The organism is Pseudomonas agronomica (assembly GCF_025917275.1).
In the GTDB taxonomy this organism is placed as follows: domain Bacteria; phylum Pseudomonadota; class Gammaproteobacteria; order Pseudomonadales; family Pseudomonadaceae; genus Aquipseudomonas; species Aquipseudomonas agronomica.
In genome coordinates, this window is the sequence record NZ_JAOSHO010000022.1 from 15,970 (window position 1) to 29,798 (window position 13,829).

Here is a 13,829-nt window from a genome sequence, read left to right on the forward strand (position 1 = left end):
GCTACTTCACCGTGCCGCGAATAAACGCGTCAACAACCGAGGTTCCATATTTTTTCCGTAGTTTATTTAAGTAGTGGGGGTCGGTAGTGTTTACGTAGTTCAAATAACCCGATATCTGTAAAAGGCCAACACTGTTGTCTCCTTTTAGTTTTGAACTTTCTGATCCTAGTCTATCATTGAATTTGGTTTTATCACTCGCGTAGAAGTGAAGTAGAACCTCAATTGTATTTTTTAGTTTTGAATCGATGGTGACGGTTCCATTGGGCAAAATAACCATCCCCAAAATTTTTATTTTATTTCCTACAGACGAAAATTTGGTTTTGCTGAAGTTTAGGTTTAGCTTCTCGCCGAAACACTCTTTCAGCATTTCTCCAACTGTAGTATCGATCCCATACAGTCGAGTGTCCCCACTGCTAGACAAGATAATGTCGTCAGAATATCTAGTGTAAATTAGATTTTGAGCGATACAGTAATCTTCAAGTATGCTGTCAAATTTTTGAAGACACGCATTACTAATGATCGGGGATGTTGAAAATCCAATGGGCAGCATGTCATTTACGGTTGACATTTCTATAATTCTATCTAAATATCTGTCTATGTCGGAGACAGGTATAGAGTCGATATTGTTTTTTACTGTTTCTCTTACTAAGGCGCTATCAATACTGTTAAAAAAGCTTTTCAGGTCTGTTTGAAAAAAATGACGGCTGCCGGCATGTTTTTGTACTGCACTTGCAACGTTTACTCCTTTTCTGTAGGAATAAACAACATTTTCATTTACTTTTAAAAATTCAAAGACAAATAAATTTAGGAATTTATGGTAGGCCTTCAATTTTTCGTCGGTCTTGTATAGTTCCATGCCTTTGAGGGTGGTCACTTTATAGCGTGTTGTTATATCTCCCGCCAAAAAATCCTGGAAATCATGTTTTCCATGATACATGGCGTCAAATATCGAGCTTAATTCTTTCTTTGCCATAACAGCCCCTCAAACCTTCGACTCAATATGTGTTACGCGAATTTTTTATTCGTGACAGCAAAACTAATACTGTTGTGGTGTTTGCCTCAGTCTATATATGTACAGCAGACTATGGATTCAGGCTGGGGTCACTGTAACAAAAAAAAGGCGCATAAGCAGGTATTAAGCCAGAATGCACCATAAGTGCACAGCTATTGAACAGTTGAAAGTGATCTTTAGGTGCAGGCAGGAAGGGGGTTGCGGGTAACGCAAATTTTACTGTTCGTGCGGCTTCCCTCAATCAGCAGATTGGGGAAGTCACACAAAAGTAACTCGGATACAGGCCTTTAGAGGTCAGCTTGAGACTGGAGATGCTCCTAGTCACTGACATGAAGAGATCCTAAGCCGCATTCCCAAAAAAAACAAGGGTAGGCAGGTCATCCCTGAGTTCTAGCTCTGAGATATGTACAGTCATATTCTGTGAGTCTAAAACTGACCCAGTGCTGATGTACGTCGCCTGCCGAGACGAATGTCCGCTATTGGGTCGTTTCTGCCGAACTCCTATTTTTTTTGCGATGGTCGGTCTTTACGTCCTCTATGGATGGTGGAACTGCACCTATCACTTTGAATTGCCAAGGCTTCCCTAGACGAGCAGTGATCAACTGCATGGTCAGTAGATAGTAATAGCGCGTTGATTCGGCGTGTTGATTGAGGTGGTTTTTTAGAAACCATGCGAGATGCTTTCTCTGCCAGGCCCATGGTTCTCTCGGTGCCAGCGATCAGAGATCGCCGCTTGGATGGCCTTTGCTTGGCGTAGGTGACGTTCGCGAATGGCATGCGACCCGGTGAGAACGCCCGCCAGAAAAATCTCCATATCGAATGGCTTGCTCATGCTCGAGCGCCAATGTACGCCGATACAACGTCGATTCGACCGTGCCCCAGCTCATAGCTGATTTGTGCTCGAGCCTTCTGATCGAGGTGATGATCGAGCTGGTAACAATTGCCTCCATTGATGGGGGCGGGATGAAGGGCGATTGCTCGTAGCGTTCGCATGCATAGGCCGCCCGCAGTTCGTGGAAGCCTTTGAGGTTGTGCGTGTGGAGGATGTCTAGAGCGGGGCGAACAGTGCCCTGTAAGAAATCCCGGTAGCTTTCGTGCGGAGCTAATACGTTGCGGCTAGTGTCAGGCGAGGCCTGTTCGGCAAACCTCAGGGCATCACGAATATGATTATCTACCCCGATCCAGCGAGGTGCCGAAGTACCTGCGCGACCACCTTTGGTGCCATCCTGGATGTTGATCTTCCCGTATTGTTCGGACTCGCGCTTCAGGCGCGGCAGGTCGGCCAAAATCGCCTCACGCAAGCGCATGCCGGTGGCTCGCGCCAACTGCGCGATGGCCGCAGCGCGCGGCATTTGGTGTTCGCAGAGCACGGCGACGAGCCGCTTCACGGACGGAAAAGGTGACGGATTTATTTTCAGATATAACACCCGGAAATTGCGCCAGAATTGCTAGGTTCGAACACAACATTTCTCTCCATCGGTAATGCGTCAGCCTCGTCAATACACTCAAGGAGCCCCCGCAATGGACCTACACAACGAATTCGAAAACAGCAAATTCTTCCACCAGTCCCGTATCGATCGGCGCGCCGCCGATGCCTTGGTCGGGCTGGCCGCTGGGATTACTGCAGACGGTGTCGTTAACACCAACGAAGCGATCTTTCTAAAGCACTGGTTGGAAAACAACCTCGCTCATCTGAATGACCCGGTGATCAATCTGCTGTATTCGCGTTTGGCGTCCATGCTCCAAGACGATGCTCTTGATCCGGATGAATCTCTTGAGCTGCTAAACATCCTGCGTAGTTTCTCTGGCGTGTGCATTGATAGACCCCAGGTCGGCGGTGCAGCTGCCTTCGCTCCGACAGACCTTCCGTTCAACTCGCCTGTCCCGGACTTGGTGTGGGACGGCCGTACATTTGTATTCACAGGCGTCATGGCCTACGGGCCGCGCAAGGATTGTCAGGCTCTGGTCGAGGAGCGTGGCGGTTTGATTGGGGGCGGGGTGAGTAAGAAGGTGCACTATCTGGTGGTCGGCAGCGTGGGTAATGAGCAGTGGCGCCACAGTACCTACGGAACGAAGATCATGAAGGCAGTGGAGCTGCGGGAAGCGGGTGCTTCGATTGCCATTGTGGGTGAGGATCACTGGCAGAGGATGTTGTTTGGTTGAGCTGGTCTAGGAAAGGCTGCCCGTTGTCTTGGACGAGAAGATTGTCGGTGGGTTGATGGCCTCATCGCGAGCAAGCTCGCTCCCACAGGTTTTTCAGGAGGGCGCAGGAAAGGTGAGCACCCAGAAACAACAAAGCCCCCGCATTTCTGCGAGGGCTTCGTTTTGTATGGTGCCGGCACCAGGAGTCGAACCCGGGACCTACTGATTACAAGTCAGTTGCTCTACCAACTGAGCTATACCGGCGTGTGGGCGACGATTATAGCGATTGGGAAGGTTCTGTAAACCCCTGAATTCTTACTATTTTTAGACGAGCTGCAGTTCTGGTGGATGTGGCGCCGCTGGGCGGGGCGCGAGGGGCTTGGTAGCGTGCGGTTGCCTGACTTGAATCGAGGCAAGCCAAAGCACTTGATGCCTGGGCGCAAAAGGCGCCAGACCCAACCTTTATGCTGGTTTGCTCAAATGCTTATGCACAATCGAAAGGACGCTGCGAGGGATATCTTTCTGTTTTGTGACCGCTTTCCCGTTTGCTCGCAAGCTGCTGTTTTCATGGTTTTTTATCCATATGAACAAAAAATGACCAGCTAAGAATCAGCCCGGAAATCGCGGTTTTCTTGGATCCTGGTTTAATTCATCAACAGAGTTATCCACAGGCTGTTTCGCCTCATTAACGTTCTGCCAGCAACAGCAGATTGCGCGGTGTCAGAGGTGTTTCGCAAAACGTGCCAAGGCGGACGTCGTAGCCGTTCTGAGTGAGGAAAAGCGCCCGGTCCAATACCAGCCAAAGCTCCAGCGGCCGACGGAAAAGGCCTCGCACCAGTTCCAGGTTACGCACCTCGCCCAAACGTTGGTGGCCGGCTGCTTCCAGAGCGGTCCAATCAGGCGTGCCGACTGTGGATAAGTCTTTCAGGGCCGCCAGGTCGGTGCAGTATTGGGCGAAGGATTTTTCCAGCCAGGCGCTGGGCAAGGAGGGGGTGGGCAGGTAGTCGCCGTGCCCTCTGATTTGCCGTTGCAGCAGGTCGAAGCCCAGGCGCCAGGCCATGGATTGGTCCCGCTGTTTTCTTACACGGGCGCCAGCGGTGACGGTTTCGGTCAGCGGTAGGCTGAGATCATCGAGCGACAGGTGTAGGGCAGAGCCTTTGGCGGCGTCGGACAGAGGCTGATATTCCGAGGTGCTGATGCGGTTGTAGCAGCACGGAGCGATAGCCAGTTGTGCACAGCCCGCACGACTAGCCAGGTGCATCAAGCGTACATGCAGGTCGCCGCAAGCATGCAGGGCGACAGGTGTGTGTTCGCAGTGGAGCGCCTGGTCTGCGTCCGCCGCCAACACGTCCTGTTGCAAGTGTGTGGCGGGCAGGTGGTGGCGTTGGCTCAGTTGTTGGCCGCTGGCGACCAAGGCGGGGTCGTATTCCAGGCAGGTCAGTTGTTGTCCATCGTGCAGCAGGCGGCGACCAAGGTGGCCTTTGCCAGCGCACCAATCGAGCCAGTGGGTCGGTGGGGTGGTGAAGCGCAGGCGGCTGGCGAAGGCTTCTATCTGCTGCCATTTGCGCCCGGGTACGTCGACGTTGAGGCGATGGCTGGGAGCTTCGAGCGCGCTGGCCGGCAATTCTGCAACAACGCTCAACGCCTGGGAGAGAGCGGCCAGTTCCGGGAATGGCGCTGGCGCGCCTTCAATCAACCACGGCTGATGATGGTCGTTTTCCGCCGCGTCCAGCGAACGTTGGCGTAGCCATCGGGACAATTGCGGGTGGGACGTTTCCCAAGGCAGTTGCAGATGGGTGAACGGACGCGGTTTCCACAATGCCTGATGAGCGGTGAGAAAAACGTCTAGCGCGGTGAAGCGGGCGAGCAATGCCTCGCCCGTCAGCACGTCGCCTTCAGCGTCCTTGGCAGGCATCGACGCGCAACCAGCGTTCCAGCTGCTTGAAGCCTTGCACCAATACAAAGGACATCAGCAGGTAGAACATGCCGGCCGCGAAGAAGATTTCCACCGGCAGGTAGGTCCGGGCAATGATGGTGCGGGCCATGCCGGTGAGTTCCAGCAAAGTCACCGTACTTGCCAGGGCGCTGGCCTTGAGCATCAGGATCACTTCGTTGCTGTAGGCCGGCAGGCCGATGCGCGCGGCGCGGGGCAGCATGATGTAGAACAGCGCCTTGGGCCGCGACATGCCCAGGGCCCGGGCGGCTTCGATCTCGCCGCGTGGGATGGCCTGGATGGCGCCGCGCAGGATCTCGGCGATATAGGCGGCGGTGTGCAGCGTCATGGTGGCCGTGGTACACCAGAACGGATCCCGCAGATACGGCCACAGCGCGCTGCTGCGCACGGCCTCGAACTGTGCCAGCCCGTAATAGACCAGGAACAACTGGACCAGCAACGGAGTGCCGCGGAAAAAGAAGATGTAGGCGTAGGGCAGCGCCCGCACGTACCACAGCCGCGATGAACGGGCGATGCCCAATGGGATCGCCAGCAACAAACCGGCGATCACGGCGATGGCCACCAACTCCAGGGTCAGCGTGGCGCCCTGGGCCAGTTTCGGCAGCCATTTGATGATGACTTCCCAGTTCATTGGTTGCTCCTGGCAAAGCCGCGGGCGGCGCGTTGTTCCAGCAGGTGCATGCCGATCATGGCGATGACCGTCAGGCCCAGGTACATAAGCGCAGCGACCATATAAAAGGTGAACGGTTGCTTGGAAATGGTCACGCCGATTTGCGCGTGACGCATGATTTCTTCCAGGCCGATCACCGAGACCAACGCGGTGTCCTTCATGAGGATCATGAACAGGTTGCCCAGGCCGGGCAGGGCGATGCGCCACATCTGCGGCAGGATCAACCGGGTAAAGATCCGCCATTTCGACAGGCCCAACGCGACACCGGCTTCACGGTGCCCCTTGGGTATCGCCAGGATCGCACCGCGAAACACCTCAGTTGCGTAGGCGCCAAAGCACAGGCCGAGGGCGATGACGCCGGCGGCGAAGGCGCTGAGGGCAAGGTCGGGGTTGCCGAAATATTCACCCAGGGCGCGCATCAGGTTGACGGTGCCGAAATAGATCAACAGCACCCAGAGCAATTCCGGAATGCCGCGAACCAGCGTCGAATAGGTGCCGCCCAGCCATTGCAGCGGCTTGTACGGGGAGGTCTTGGCCAAGGCGCCGAGCAGGCCGAGCACGAGCCCCAGGCAAAGGGCTGACAGGGCCAACTTGACCGTCATCAGCGCGCCAGCGGCGAGCGCCGGGCCGAATCCGTAAAGGTCGATCATCATGGGTATTTGTTCATATCGCGGCAGGCTTGGCTAAGGACCGGCACCGCGCAGGAGCGGGCACCGGCCAAACACGTCAGTATCAATAGATGCTGAACGGGAAATACTTGTCGTTGATCTTTTTATAGGTGCCGTCGGCAACGATTTCCTTGAGTGCGGCGTTCAGCTTGTTGCGCAGTTCGTTGTCACCCTTGCGCACGGCGATGGCGATCTTGTCGCCTTCTACCACCGGGTCACCCTTGAACTCATAGGCACGACCGGCGTCGGTTTTCAGCCAGTCGTAGTTCACGTATTTGTCCGCGAGGATGGCGTCGAGGCGGCCGGACGTCAGGTCCAGGTAGGCGTTTTCCTGGGTGTCATAGAGCTTGACGGTGATATCGCTGCCCAGCTCATCTTCCAGCCAGGTGCCGGCGAGGGTCGAGCGCTGTGCACCGATGATCTTGCCTTTGAGGGACTCTTTATCGGTTTTGAATTCGACGTTTTTCGGCGCAATGAATTGCAGCTTGTTGGAGTAGTACGGGTCGGTGAAGTCCACGGCTTGCTTGCGCTCATCGTTGACCGACAGCGAAGAAATCAGGAAATCGAATTTCTTGGCCATCAAGGCCGGAATGATGCCGTCCCAGTCGGACGTGACCACTTCGCACTCGACTTTCATCTTGGCGCACAGCGCGTCACCGATGTCTTTGTCGAAGCCCACGACCTGGCCGCTGGCGTCCTTGTTGTTGAACGGCGGGTAGGCCGCTTCGATGCCCATTTTCAGTTTGTCGGCCGCTATGGCGCTGGCCGAGAAGACCAGGCTGGCGGCAGCAGCCAATAAAAATTTCCTGTAGGTCTGCATAGGTACGGCTCCGTTAGCGGTTGCTGGACATGAATTGTTTGCAGCGTGCCGAAAGCGGGTTCTCGAACACCTGCTGTGGCGATCCTTGCTCCTCGACCAGGCCCTGGTGCAGGAACACGACTCCGCTGGAGACCTGACGGGCGAAACCCATTTCGTGGGTCACCAGCAGCATCGTGCGACCCTCTTCGGCCAGGGCGCGGATCACACTAAGTACTTCCTGGACCATTTCCGGGTCAAGGGCGGAAGTGGGCTCGTCGAACAGAATCACTTTGGGTTGCATCGCCAGTGTGCGGGCGATGGCGGCTCGTTGCTGCTGGCCGCCGGACAGTTCGGCAGGGTAGGCATGGCGCTTGTCGGCGATGCCGACCTTGGCCAGCAAGGCCTCGGCGACTTCGATGGCTTCGGCCTTGCTCTGGCCGAGCACTCGGCGCGGGGCTTCGATGATGTTGTCGAGCACGCTCATGTGCGGCCAGAGATTGAAGTTTTGAAATACAAAACCAATCTCGCTGCGCATGCGATTGATCTGCTTGCCGTCGGCGGCCATCAGCTCACCGTTTTTCGCAGCCTTGAGCTTGAGCTCTTCTCCCGCCACGAGAATCTGGCCCTGGTTGGGGTTTTCCAGCAGGTTGATGCAGCGCAGGAACGTGGACTTGCCGGAGCCGGAGGAACCCAGGATCGAGATCACGTCGCCGTCGCGGGCGGTCAGCGAGACGCCTTTGAGCACCTCCAACTGGCCGTAGCGTTTATGCAGGTTGCGGATTTCAAGCGCGGGCGTGGCCTGGGCCATGTGCGGTCCTCATGATATGTGCTCCCTGGCTATTGGCAGCCTTCCTGGCGAGGCGGCCAAGCTAGCATGCGTCCGAATGACAGCCAACAGCGCTTCGGACGGTAAGCCGATGATGTGTGGCAGGTTGTCGCATCGACACAGCAGACTGTCGCGCCATCAACAACCGAACGGCTGTTTGAACCAAGCACACCGGCGAAATGCCCGGGGAGTCGCGTAAAAAAAGGCGCGATGGTGCCAGCTTTGGGCGGGGGTGGGAAGGGTTAACCGGATGAGCGTCGTCGTAATGAAAAGTCTGTTGATTATTCAGGAGCGTCCTCAAGATCCCACAGTATCTTTAGAACCTCTTTGAAGCTGGCTCGTGCAGTTTCGAAATCTGCCTGTACTTCAGGGCTGTGAAGCCACTGCTCCGCTGCTTCCTGATCGATATCGTCAGCCCACGTTCGGTAAGCGATCAGGGTGTCTTCGGTCAGAAGCTGGAGTGCCATGGCTTCGTTTTCAGCATTTTCATTATCTAGCAGTTCGGGCTGTTCATTGATCATGGCAAAGAGCAAGCCCATCATCCTGACCATCATATCGACGCGCCCGGTCTCTTCTTCCGCGTCTTGCATCTCATAAAAAAGCGACAAAAAGTCCCTGGGGAGCGCTTCGAACTCATCCTCCAAAGCGTCCGGGAAATACGGATCGTCGTAGTTGGGGAGATCGAAGGTGGCGCAAGCAGGCTTTGTACGACTGACCCGTAGTTGCTTGGCTTTTGCTTTGGCACGCTTGGCGCGTTTCTGTTGCTTGTTTGCGGAGGCCATGGGCGTGGTCCTGTTATTTGTGAGAGAAAGCAGCCATGAATTTGTGGCCTATTTCTAATCGATCTAAACCTCAACGTATAGTCGTGCTCAAAGGTGAACTCATGTGAGTGGTTTCCAGAGCCTGGAGTTCTCGCCATGAAGCCCGTTCAATATCTAGTATTGCCATTCATCGCCATCAGCATTCTGCTGTTTCCCCTCGCGCTAGACGCCACTAACCTCACGCCCATCGACAACACAGGCGTCCAGGTCCAACCCATGCAGCAGAACGGCATTACCTACCTGTCCGGCGGTATCGGCGAGGACGAAGCCCGAGCCATCGGGCAGGCCCAGGGTTACAACCTGCACATGACCTTTGCGATTGGCCCGGAGAACAAGTATGTCCCGGATGTGGACGTGACCGTGCAGAGCGCATCGGGACAGACATTGCTGACGCTCAGCGATGCAGGGCCGCTGGTGTATGTGCAACTGCCGCCGGGCAAGTACAGCGTCGTGGCAATGCGTAACGGCGAAGAGCGTCGCGACACCGCCGAGGTAGGCAGCGGGGCCGCACGCAATCTGGTGTTCCATTGGAACAGCAGCGAATAACAGGCCGGTTTATTCGCTGGCCGGTGTTTCCATCGATTGGCGATAACGGTCCAGCGCCTCGCTGAAGTCCTTGATGAACTCCGGCGTGCTGAGCCAGCGCTGCGCTGTGTCGCGGTCCATGTCGTCGGCCCACATGCGGTAGTCGACGAGCATGTCGGCGGCCAGGTTGGTGGCGGCCATGCTTTCGTTTTCGGCGTTCTTCAGGTCCAACAGGCTTGGCCGCTCGATGATCATTTCGCTGACGTTTGCCAGCAACGTGTCGAGCATTTCGCTACGGCTGATGGCCTCGGCTTCGCGCAGCTTGGCAAACAGCTCCAACACGTAGACGGGAGGCTGGGCGGTGGCGTGTGCCGGATCGCCATACATGGGGATGGACTTGCGCCCGGTCATGCGGATCTGCTTGGCTTTGTCTTTGGCACGCTTGGCGCGTTTCTGCTGTTTGTTCAGTGAGGCCATTGGGCTTCGGTTTCCAATTCGTTAAGGGACGGTGCCCGGCTCAATCGATTTTCGGCACGGTGAAGCGGAATTCGCTGCCCTTGCCTGGCTGGCTTTCGGCATGCAGTTTACCGCCATGCGCCAGGACAATCCCCTTGGAAATGTACAACCCCAGCCCGGTACCGTTGGGGTTGCCTTCCTGGGTGGTCCAGTAGCGATCGAAAACATGAGGCAGTTGTTCTGGCGCGATGCCTTCACCGGTGTCGCGGACGCTGAACACGATTTCATCGCCAACCGACATTGCGCTGACGCCTACGCGACCTTTTTGCGGCGTGAATTTGATCGCATTGCCGATGAGGTTGGACAGCACCTGGAACAGGCGCTCCGGGTCGGCGTTGATCTTCAGGTTGGGTTCGGCCTGGAAAGAGATGTCGATGGCCTTGGCGGAGGCCAGCGGCGAGAGCAATGAACACGCGTCCTCGAATATCTGGCTGACGTCCGTTGGCTTGGGACGGATGGTGTAGCGCCCGGCATCGATGCGCGAGGTATCGAGCAGATCCTCCAGCAACGCGTTCATGCGACTGGTGGCCTGTTGCATGGTGTCGATGGCCGAGGCAATTCGCTTTGAGCTGTGGGAACCGTCGGAACTGAAGGCCTTTTGCATCATGCCGCAGAGCATGGAGATGACCGTCATCGGGCTGCGCAGGTCATGGGAGACGACGGCCACCAGGTCATCGCGTGCTTGCACCGCCTGGCGCTCCTTGCGCACTTGTCGGGCGAGGTCGTTTTCCAGGGCCGAGCGACGCAGGTCGTTGGCCGCGAACAGGTCTCCGTGGCGCCATTTGGCGCTGATGCCGTCCATCTCGACTTTCCATATCTCGAATGACGTGCGCGGTCGCAGGCGCATGCCGGCCTCGCTGGTTTCCAGGTCGAGGGGTTTTTGTGGGTCGCCGCTCCAATTGATGGTCTGCTTCACTTCGGGGCGGAACCAAAGCACGCCGTTTTCCACGGGCTTGGGCAAATGAATCGCCAGGACACCGCTCGCCACATCCTGATAGGCCTTGGCTGGTGCGAAAACGCTGCCCAGGTTGTGGTGGGAGAAGATCGGCTGGCCTGTCTCCATGATCCACTTGTGCAACTCGCGGATTTGCTCCGGGTCCGGGCACTGGCCGTGGCGATGCAGCTTGTTGTCTTCGAGAATCGCTACGCCGTGGGCGCCTGTAAGGTTCATCAATCGTTGCGGTTCGTGGCACAAACCGTCGAAAACGTTTTCGCTGGACTCGGCCATGACAGTGGCAAGCGCCTGTAGATCTTCGAGCTTGGCGTCCCGTTGACGGGTCAGCTCAAGGGCTTCCATGGCGCTGATCTGCAGCGACAGGATCTGGCCGATGGTCTGGCACGCCATGCGCATTTCGTGGGGCACAAGCAGCGGCTGGCGATTACCGCAACTGATCAGCCCCCACAAACGCTCGCCTTTCATCAGCGAGATGCTCATGGATGACAGCACGCCCATGTTCTTCATGTATTGACGGTGGATCGGCGAGACGCTGCGCAAGGTGGAAAAGCTCAGGTCCAGTGGCGCCTGGGTATCGGGGCGCAGCTCGGGCACCAGCGGTACCGGCGCATAGTGGGCGTTGGGGATGATGCGCAGCCAGTTGGTCCGGTACAGCTCACGGGCCTGCTCCGGAATGTCCGACGCAGGAAAAAACAAGCCCTTGTAGAGTTCCATCGACGGCGCGCTGGCCTCGGCGATGACTTGGCCGTGGCCTTCTTCCTCGAAGCGATAGATCAGCACGCGGTCGTAGCCGGTCATGGCCTGGATTTCGCGCACGCTGATTTCGTAGAGGGCCTGGAGGTTCTTTGCGCTTTGCAGGCGCTGCAGCATGCGGGCCAGGTTGGCCTCGCCGCTGACTCCCTCGGGGCGGTAGTCGCTCAGGTGTTGTTCCAGTTCAACGATCAGCGCGCCCTGATGGCGGTGCACCAGGGCATCAAAACGCTGCTGGTTTACGACGATGGCCACCGGCGCGCTGCCGCTTTCCGGGGCGGTGCGACAGGCAACGAGGATCGCCTCTGCCTGCTCCAGGCCCAACAGTGCATCCAGCGTCTGGCCCAACAGCCTGTGGGGATCGTGGCCCATCAACTGTAATACGTTGGCGCTGACCTGGCGGATCGTGAAGTCGGGCTCCGACAGCATCAACAACACGCCATGAGGCTGGATGGCCCCGGGGAAGCGGATCGGTTCGTCTGCGCAATTGGCCAGCAGTTCTTCGAAGACTTCCTTGTTTTCCGGGGTCATGACAATACCTTTTGGCTGTCCAGCCAGCGTTCGAAATAAGTAAAGGTCGCCTTGGCGGCGTGTGTGACTTCGAGCGTCTGCGCTTCGCCAAGGTTCCTGTCGTCCAGGTATTGCAGGAAATCCTTCCAGCGCCGCCCAGTGAGTTCGCCATAGACGTTGAGAAAGGCCGCCCCGCTGGACGCATCAAGACCCAGTTGCTCCGCCACCCTGCGCCGCAGGATCTGCCCGCCGAGGGTCGCCCCTTCCAGCACATAGGAAACGCCAAGGGCGGCTGCCCGGGAGTCGATCTGCGGCAGCTCCCGGCAAACAGGAAGCGCGTCGACAGCGGCAGCGTCCTTGCCCAGCGCTATGAGGTCGGCGCGTAACACCGGGAGCTTGATGCGCTGGGATTGATCCAGCCCGCTCGGAATCAGCGCCAGCCTGTGAAGCCGTTCCTCCAGCGGCTGATAAAAACCGTAGTAGGCCGCGAGCAGGCGTTGGTACAGGCCCAGGTCCAAGTGTGGCGAGAAAAACGGCAGGCGTTTCTCCAGGGCGACGTGTAATTCAGCGGTTTCAGTCCGCAATGCCTGGATCAGTGAGGGAGGAGGGGCGACCGGTGACATGCAGGACGAAGCTCGTTGAATGGCGCGTTGCTGGAAAAAAAGCGCATCAATGTTACATGGGTTTTTTGAGCCTGCGTTCATGGGTATCGTTCTGATTTCATCCAATCGCCGCGTCCGATGGTCCTTGCACCAATCGCATCCGTTCGCGATCCAGCGCCTGGCGTAGTTCTTCTTCGGTGGGGAGCACTGTTTGGTACTGGCTGGCAAACAGTTGCTCGTTTCCCTGCAACACGGAATAGCGCACCACCGACTCATCCTTCTGAGCGCAAAGAATGATGCCGACGGTGGGTTTGTCGTCGGGGCCGCGCCTGAGGTCATCGTAAAGCCGGACATACATGTCCATCTGGCCAATGTCCTGGTGGGTAAGTTCGCCGCGCTTGAGGTCGACGATGACAAAGCACTTGAGCACGTAGTTGTAGAAAACCAGGTCGAGATAGAAATCCCTGCTTTCGGTACTGATGCGCTGTTGACGGGCAACGAAGGCGAAACCTTTGCCAAGCTCCAGAAGGAAACCCTGGAGTTGATCGATCAAGGCTTGTTCCAGATCGCTTTCCTGAAGCATGCCGGCGTTGGGCAGGCCGAGGAATTCCAGGACCACCGGATCCCTGACGATGTCCCTGGGGCCAAAATCCAGTTTCCCTATATTGGTGATTGCTTCCTGCTCCACCGCGCGCCGGTCGCGGCTTGCCAGGAGGCGCTCGTAATAGAAGGTGCCAATCTGGCGTTCCAGGGCGCGGGTGGACCAGTTTTGGGTGGCGGTTTCGTTCATGTACCAATGGCGCGCATTATTATTTTCGACACGGAGCAATATTCGGTAATGGGTCCAACTCAATTCGTGACGCAGTGCGTCACAGATTGGAAACGCCTGATAAAAGAGTCGCATGTAGCGCAGATTCGAAGCATCAAACCCTTTCCCAAACCGCGCCGTCAGCACCTTCGCCAAAGACGGCAGCAACTTTGCTCCGTAGACCGCTCGTTCGGCTCCTCCTTGCTCGAATTCGATGATGTGCCGGCCGATCTGCCAGCAGGTCTGGACCTGGAGGGTATCCACGGCTCGC

General features: G+C 56.8%; 13 protein-coding genes, 1 tRNA gene and 2 pseudogenes. 2 read left to right on the plus strand and 14 right to left on the minus strand.

Translation table 11 applies throughout. The features are described 5' to 3' along the window. Position 1: 1 nt before the first annotated feature. From OC610_RS03805 to OC610_RS03815, 3 genes and pseudogenes are all read right to left on the minus strand, one after another. Complete coding sequence (locus OC610_RS03805) at positions 2–973, minus strand: reverse transcriptase family protein (protein ID WP_264426592.1); 972 nt, start codon at positions 971–973, stop codon at positions 2–4. Positions 974–1,488: 515 nt separating this feature from the next. Next, positions 1,489–1,844 (minus strand): annotated as a pseudogene (locus OC610_RS03810) (hypothetical protein). Next, positions 1,841–2,400 (minus strand): annotated as a pseudogene (locus tag OC610_RS03815) (integrase domain-containing protein); the annotation flags it as partial. The pseudogenes OC610_RS03815 and OC610_RS03810, both read right to left, overlap by 4 nt. Before the next feature lie 133 nt (positions 2,401–2,533). Between OC610_RS03815 and OC610_RS03820 the strand changes: the two are divergent. After that, positions 2,534–3,175, plus strand: coding sequence for a BRCT domain-containing protein (locus tag OC610_RS03820; RefSeq protein WP_264426593.1), 642 nt, complete (start codon positions 2,534–2,536; stop codon positions 3,173–3,175). Positions 3,176–3,342: 167 nt separating this feature from the next. Here OC610_RS03820 and OC610_RS03825 read toward each other — a convergent pair. The 7 genes from OC610_RS03825 to OC610_RS03855 all read right to left on the minus strand — a co-directional run bounded on the left by OC610_RS03825 (position 3,343) and on the right by OC610_RS03855 (position 8,853). Beyond that, positions 3,343–3,418, minus strand: a tRNA-Thr gene (locus OC610_RS03825). 421 nt (positions 3,419–3,839) lie between these two features. Beyond that, positions 3,840–5,069 carry an SAM-dependent methyltransferase gene (locus OC610_RS03830; RefSeq protein WP_264426596.1) on the minus strand — a complete coding sequence of 410 codons (1,230 nt, stop codon included), beginning with the start codon at positions 5,067–5,069 and terminating at the stop codon, positions 3,840–3,842. After that, positions 5,050–5,739, minus strand: a complete 690-nt coding sequence (locus OC610_RS03835; RefSeq protein ID WP_264426597.1) for an ABC transporter permease — start codon at positions 5,737–5,739, stop codon at positions 5,050–5,052. Before OC610_RS03835 ends, OC610_RS03830 begins: the two co-directional genes overlap by 20 nt. Then, positions 5,736–6,431 (minus strand): ABC transporter permease, encoded by a 696-nt coding sequence (locus OC610_RS03840; protein WP_198797081.1) that lies wholly within the window; start codon positions 6,429–6,431, stop codon positions 5,736–5,738. Before OC610_RS03840 ends, OC610_RS03835 begins: the two co-directional genes overlap by 4 nt. Positions 6,432–6,510: 79 nt before the next feature. After that, a complete protein-coding gene (locus tag OC610_RS03845; RefSeq protein WP_264426598.1) occupies positions 6,511–7,266 on the minus strand; it encodes an ABC transporter substrate-binding protein in 756 nt (251 codons plus the stop codon). Between the two features lie 13 nt (positions 7,267–7,279). Next, complete coding sequence (locus tag OC610_RS03850) at positions 7,280–8,053, minus strand: ABC transporter ATP-binding protein (protein ID WP_264426599.1); 774 nt, start codon at positions 8,051–8,053, stop codon at positions 7,280–7,282. A 299-nt stretch (positions 8,054–8,352) separates the two neighbouring features. Then, positions 8,353–8,853, minus strand: a complete 501-nt coding sequence (locus OC610_RS03855) for a hypothetical protein (protein WP_264426600.1) — start codon at positions 8,851–8,853, stop codon at positions 8,353–8,355. A 135-nt stretch (positions 8,854–8,988) separates the two neighbouring features. Between OC610_RS03855 and OC610_RS03860 the strand changes: the two genes are divergently transcribed. Beyond that, positions 8,989–9,438 carry a carboxypeptidase regulatory-like domain-containing protein gene (locus OC610_RS03860; protein ID WP_264426601.1) on the plus strand — a complete coding sequence of 150 codons (450 nt, stop codon included), beginning with the start codon at positions 8,989–8,991 and terminating at the stop codon, positions 9,436–9,438. A gap of 9 nt (positions 9,439–9,447) precedes the next feature. On the opposite strand, the gene OC610_RS03865 is transcribed toward OC610_RS03860, so the two are convergent. The 4 genes from OC610_RS03865 to OC610_RS03880 all read right to left on the minus strand — a co-directional run. Next, positions 9,448–9,894, minus strand: a complete 447-nt coding sequence (locus tag OC610_RS03865) for a hypothetical protein (RefSeq protein WP_264426602.1) — start codon at positions 9,892–9,894, stop codon at positions 9,448–9,450. A gap of 40 nt (positions 9,895–9,934) precedes the next feature. Continuing rightward, entirely contained in the window at positions 9,935–12,169 is a 2,235-nt protein-coding gene (locus OC610_RS03870) for an ATP-binding protein (protein ID WP_264426603.1), read from the minus strand. Further along, positions 12,166–12,771, minus strand: coding sequence for a biliverdin-producing heme oxygenase (locus OC610_RS03875; protein WP_264426604.1), 606 nt, complete (start codon positions 12,769–12,771; stop codon positions 12,166–12,168). The genes OC610_RS03870 and OC610_RS03875 overlap by 4 nt, the downstream gene beginning before the upstream one ends. Before the next feature lie 97 nt (positions 12,772–12,868). Then, positions 12,869–13,829 (minus strand): PDDEXK nuclease domain-containing protein (locus tag OC610_RS03880; RefSeq protein WP_264426606.1); only part of this gene is annotated, 961 nt, incomplete at its 5' end.

Excerpts from the sequence above, each read along its gene's own strand:
- OC610_RS03805 (WP_264426592.1), bottom strand. The coding sequence starts at position 973 with ATGGCAAAGAAAGAATTAAGCTCGATATTTGACGCCATGTATCATGGA.
- OC610_RS03820 (WP_264426593.1), top strand. The coding sequence starts at position 2,534 with ATGGACCTACACAACGAATTCGAAAACAGCAAATTCTTCCACCAGTCC.
- OC610_RS03830 (WP_264426596.1), bottom strand. The coding sequence starts at position 5,069 with ATGCCTGCCAAGGACGCTGAAGGCGACGTGCTGACGGGCGAGGCATTG.
- OC610_RS03835 (WP_264426597.1), bottom strand. The coding sequence starts at position 5,739 with ATGAACTGGGAAGTCATCATCAAATGGCTGCCGAAACTGGCCCAGGGC.
- OC610_RS03840 (WP_198797081.1), bottom strand. The coding sequence starts at position 6,431 with ATGATGATCGACCTTTACGGATTCGGCCCGGCGCTCGCCGCTGGCGCG.
- OC610_RS03845 (WP_264426598.1), bottom strand. The coding sequence starts at position 7,266 with ATGCAGACCTACAGGAAATTTTTATTGGCTGCTGCCGCCAGCCTGGTC.
- OC610_RS03850 (WP_264426599.1), bottom strand. The coding sequence starts at position 8,053 with ATGGCCCAGGCCACGCCCGCGCTTGAAATCCGCAACCTGCATAAACGC.
- OC610_RS03855 (WP_264426600.1), bottom strand. The coding sequence starts at position 8,853 with ATGGCCTCCGCAAACAAGCAACAGAAACGCGCCAAGCGTGCCAAAGCA.
- OC610_RS03860 (WP_264426601.1), top strand. The coding sequence starts at position 8,989 with ATGAAGCCCGTTCAATATCTAGTATTGCCATTCATCGCCATCAGCATT.
- OC610_RS03865 (WP_264426602.1), bottom strand. The coding sequence starts at position 9,894 with ATGGCCTCACTGAACAAACAGCAGAAACGCGCCAAGCGTGCCAAAGAC.
- OC610_RS03870 (WP_264426603.1), bottom strand. The coding sequence starts at position 12,169 with ATGACCCCGGAAAACAAGGAAGTCTTCGAAGAACTGCTGGCCAATTGC.
- OC610_RS03875 (WP_264426604.1), bottom strand. The coding sequence starts at position 12,771 with ATGTCACCGGTCGCCCCTCCTCCCTCACTGATCCAGGCATTGCGGACT.